This is a genomic window from Rubrivirga sp., assembly GCF_049648075.1.
GTDB lineage: Bacteria > Bacteroidota > Rhodothermia > Rhodothermales > Rubricoccaceae > Rubrivirga.
The window spans coordinates 1-4,026 of sequence record NZ_JBARYR010000594.1 but is presented as its reverse complement, the minus strand read 5'-3'; the positions used below and the strand labels follow the sequence as shown (position 1 = coordinate 4,026).

General features: G+C 72.1%; 3 protein-coding genes and 1 pseudogene. 1 reads left to right on the top strand and 3 read right to left on the bottom strand.

Annotated elements, in window-relative coordinates:
- The 3 genes and pseudogenes from WBA11_RS16380 to WBA11_RS16370 form a co-directional block, all read right to left on the bottom strand.
- A pseudogene (locus tag WBA11_RS16380) lies at positions 1–578 on the bottom strand (hypothetical protein); the annotation flags it as partial.
- A 33-nt stretch (positions 579–611) separates the two neighbouring features.
- Complete coding sequence (locus tag WBA11_RS16375; protein WP_424521721.1) at positions 612–1,655, bottom strand: TrbG/VirB9 family P-type conjugative transfer protein; 1,044 nt, start codon at positions 1,653–1,655, stop codon at positions 612–614.
- 37 nt (positions 1,656–1,692) lie between these two features.
- Complete coding sequence (locus tag WBA11_RS16370; RefSeq protein ID WP_424521720.1) at positions 1,693–2,592, bottom strand: VirB8/TrbF family protein; 900 nt, start codon at positions 2,590–2,592, stop codon at positions 1,693–1,695.
- A gap of 323 nt (positions 2,593–2,915) precedes the next feature.
- Here WBA11_RS16370 and WBA11_RS16365 point away from each other — a divergent pair.
- The coding region (locus tag WBA11_RS16365) for an ATP-binding protein (protein WP_424521719.1) at positions 2,916–4,026 on the top strand (1,111 nt) is incomplete at its 3' end.

Genomic DNA, 4,026 nt, shown 5'->3' with positions numbered 1-4,026 from the left:
GTCTCACCCATCGTCATCGTGCTCCTCGGGGCCGAGGCGTAGGAGGGCGACGCGTACGAGGGAGCGGACGCCGTCGGGCCGACGGACGCCGTGGGGCCGTAGTCCGGCGCGTAAGCGGGAGTCGCGTAGGCCGCGCCGTAAGGGTCCGCGTACGGATCGGCGTAGACGACGTCTGGCTCGGCCACGATCCCTGATCCGTCGTCGGCTGCGTACGGGTCGCCCCGCTCCAAAAACTCCGGGGGCGCCGCCTCGGGCCGCTCGACCGTGAGGTCGGCGTCGGGCGCGGACGAGTCGCCCGAGAGCACGAGGAGGCCCAGGAGCACGGCCGCGCCCGCGATCAGGAGCCCACCGAGCACCAGACGCCGGTTGACGCGGACGGGCTCGTAGCGGCCGTCGTCGGTGCCGAGGAAGTCGCCGCGTGTAGCCTCCACCTCGTCGGCGTCGAAGGAGAACGGCTCCTCAGACGTACCGCCAGGCAAAGCGCCCGGTGCGTCTGCCAACTCGAACTCGTCGAGGGCGGGGTGGCGAGGGGCGTCGTCGGCGGGGCCGTCGAGGTCGTCGAAAGAGTCGTGGGCCATCGGGAGGCGGCGGTCGGGTGGACGGGCGTCGGGTTAGCGCGAGACACGGGCGATGCGGATGGACCGCTCGATCTGACGGCGGCCGAAGAGCCCGAAGAGACCCTTTTTGACCGTCGCCCCGACGACCATGTCTGCGCGGTTCAGCACCCGGTCGGCCACGTAGGTCCCGGCGCCCGCGCGGCCGGGGCGGTAGGCGTAGTTGACGATCTCGCGTGAGCCGTCTGGGCCGATGGCGTAGAGCACCGGGGCCTCGCCGCTCGGGTCGGCCGAGAGCTGGAGGTAGGTGTGGACCCCGTCGTCGAACACACGCTCCAGGCGCTCGCGGAGCTCGGGCGAGCCCGACCACTCGTAGCCGAACGACAGGTCGTCGAGCGAGACGCCGTCGCCAGAGGCCGAGCCAGTGGTCAACAGCGCCGTTGGGACAGGCGCACCGCTCTCGGCCGCCGCTAGCGCGGCGAGCGCGTCGTCGGGGTAGTAGAACCGGACGTGGCGGGCGTAGCGGGCCTGGGGGTTGAGGTCCCCTCCCCTGCTCGGGCGCGGCGCCGAGTCCAGCGTGACGTGGTAGACGCGGCGGTCGGTCGAGACGACGACGTTCGTCGTCACGTCGTACGCCAGCGGCTTCACGACGACGAGCGGCGTCCGCCCGCCCGGCCCCGTCGTGGTGAGGTCGATGGCGAACCGCTCCGTGTCACCGGCGACGACGCCAAGAACGGTCTCACCTGGTTCGAGCTCGACGACCGACGCCCGGAGCGGCGCGCACGCCAGGACCGGCTGGGTGTGCCCGAACGGGAAGACCCACACGGCCGACTGGCGGAGGACGCCCGCACGGCCCGTCCGCTGATACTCGCGGACGAGCTCGCCGAGCGCCTCCTCCATCTCGCCTGCCGTGACGACGACGGCTCCGCCGTCGAACCCGTCGCCGACGGGGCGACCCACGGCGCGCTCGGCGACGCCAGAGGCTGGGGCGTCGCTCAGGTCTACGACGGTTTGTGCGACGGGGTCGGCCTCTGGCGACGACTGCGCCGAGGCCGAGGCGGCGAACAGGAGGAGCGCAAAAAGGGGGAGACGAGTACACATGGACGAGAGGGATGGGCTAGGGTCTAGATCCTAGGGGCTAGGGTTGATCGGCAGGCGGAGCCGTGGCCTCGGGCGGTACGGGCGCCAGAACGCCTCGGGGTGCGGGCTCCTCGACGGACTGGGCTTCCGACTGCGAGGTCTCTGCCTCCTCGCCTTCGCCAGGGGCTTCGGTCGCGCCCGCGAGCGGGCTCCACGAGAGGTCGGTCACGAACACGCCCAGCGGGTTCCGCTCGATGCCCTCCGTCGTCGTCGGTGGGGAGACCACGACGGACAGGTAGCCCTCCCACGCCCGTTCGGAGTCGCCGCGCTGGGGCGACGACTCGGTCTCGTTCCAGGTCACGCGGTAGGTCCGCGCGCCAGAGGCGGCCCCCGGTACGGGGATCACAGCGACGATCTCGACGCTCCGCCGGGCACCCGTGCCCAGACGACGTGGGTCGTTCTGCGGGTCGGAGAAGTAGCCCTCCAGGAACGCCCGCGCGTCGCCGCCGATGGTTGCGTAGGCCCGGTAGACGGCGTCACGCTGGGCCACGGGGTCGGCGTAAACCGTGCGGATGTTGGAGACGAACGCCGAGAGCGCCGCGATCACGACGCGGTCGGCCACGGCGGGGACCGCCTCGGCAGGCGCAATCGCCGAGGCCCGGCCGAGGCGGTCCACCTCGACGACGTACGGGACGACCCGGCTCTGCGCCGCGAGCGTCACCAGCCCGCCGAGGGCGAGCGCGAGGATGGCGAAGGCGAAGAAGGCGGCGAGCTGCCAGTTCCGCTTGCCCTTGGCGAGGTCGGAGAACGCGCGGTGGAACTCGGTCCGCCCTCGGAGCACCTCGGGCGGCGTCTTCCCGTCGTAGTCCCAGCCCTCGGGCTTCGCAGCCTGCGGCCCGCTCCGCGACGAGACGGCGGACCCGTTCGAGGACGGACGGCGGAGACGGGGGATCGGCATGGGCGGCGGGATGCTTCTCCTTCCTGAGCGCGTCGGCGTGCTCCCGAGGCTCACCCGGCGTGGCCGCGCCGCTCTGTACTCAGCCCGTCCGCCGCCATGCGAAGGTCATAGATGACTCCGCTGCGCCCCCGAGGCCCTCGGTCTCCGCTGCATTGGCGAGACGTCGAGTCGGCCCGGTTTGTAGCGAGCGGGCCGAAGTCAAGGACGCCGTCGGATCGGTAGCGTAGGCCCCCCGCAAGATGGTAGCGCAGCGGCGCACGCTGACAGGAATCGACTCTGGGGGAGGGTGTAACCACACTACCATGTCATCGTAGTTACACCCTATGCCCTCCCCCCTCGTCAACCGCGACGCCGAGCAGGCCGCGCTCCGGCGCCTCGCCGACTCCGGCCGCCACCACCTCGCGCTGCTCACCGGCCGACGCCGCGTGGGGAAGACGCACCTCCTGACCCACACGTGGGACGAGCGGGCCTCGTTCTACTTCGCGGCGTCGAGGACGACGCCCGAGGTCAACCGCCGCCAGTTGGTCGCGGACCTCGCGGCGTGGTCGGGCGAGGAACTGAGACCGGAGGACTACCCGACGTGGCGTACCGTGTTCAACCTGCTGATGGACCTGAGGGCGCCGGACTCGCTGGTCGTCGTGCTCGACGAGTTCCAGTACCTCGGCGACGGCGACGCGGGCGCGGCTGAGGTGGCCTCCGAGCTCAACGCGGCGTGGGAGCGGCGGCGTCCTGAGCGCCCCTTCTTGATGGTCCTCTCCGGCTCGGCCGTGGGGACGATGGAGGCGCTTGCGGGCGGGGGCGGGCCGCTCTACGGCCGGTTCTCGTGGCACGGGCGACTCCGGCCGTTCGGGTACTGGCACGCGGCCGAGATGGCCCCGTTTGCTGACCTCCGCGAGCGGGCGCTGGCATACGGCGTGTTCGGGGGGACGCCGCGGTACCTCGCGGCCGTCGATGCGAGCCGTACGCTGGCGGAGAACGCGACGGAGCTTCTGCTCGACCCGAAGGGGGAAGTCCGGCTGCTTGTGGAGACGGCGCTGGAGCAGGAGGAAGGGCTCCGGGACGTCTCGAAGTACCGGGCGATCCTGCGGGCCGTCGCGGGCGGACGGACGACGCGGAACGAGGTCGCCCAGGGGGCCGGGCTTGGGAACGACCGGGCACTCCGGGACAAGCTGGAGCGGCTGATCGAACGGGGGTACGTCGAGACGCAGGGCAACCTCGACGCGCGGCCGTCGGCGGCCATCCGCTACGGCGTGGCCGACGCCGCCTTCCGGTTCTACGAGCGGTTCGTAGCGTCGAACCGGTCGGCTCTGGAGCGGGTCCCGGCGGGCCAGGTGTGGGACGAGGCCGTGGCGCCCGCGCTCGACCGCTACATGGGCCACGAGTTCGAGCGCGTCGCCGGGGAGGCCTACGACCGGCGGGCGTCAACGCTGGGAC

Bases quoted from the DNA above. Each gene is read 5' to 3' on its own strand.
- WBA11_RS16370 (WP_424521720.1), bottom strand. From the start codon at position 2,592: ATGCCGATCCCCCGTCTCCGCCGTCCGTCCTCGAACGGGTCCGCCGTC.
- WBA11_RS16375 (WP_424521721.1), bottom strand. From the start codon at position 1,655: ATGTGTACTCGTCTCCCCCTTTTTGCGCTCCTCCTGTTCGCCGCCTCG.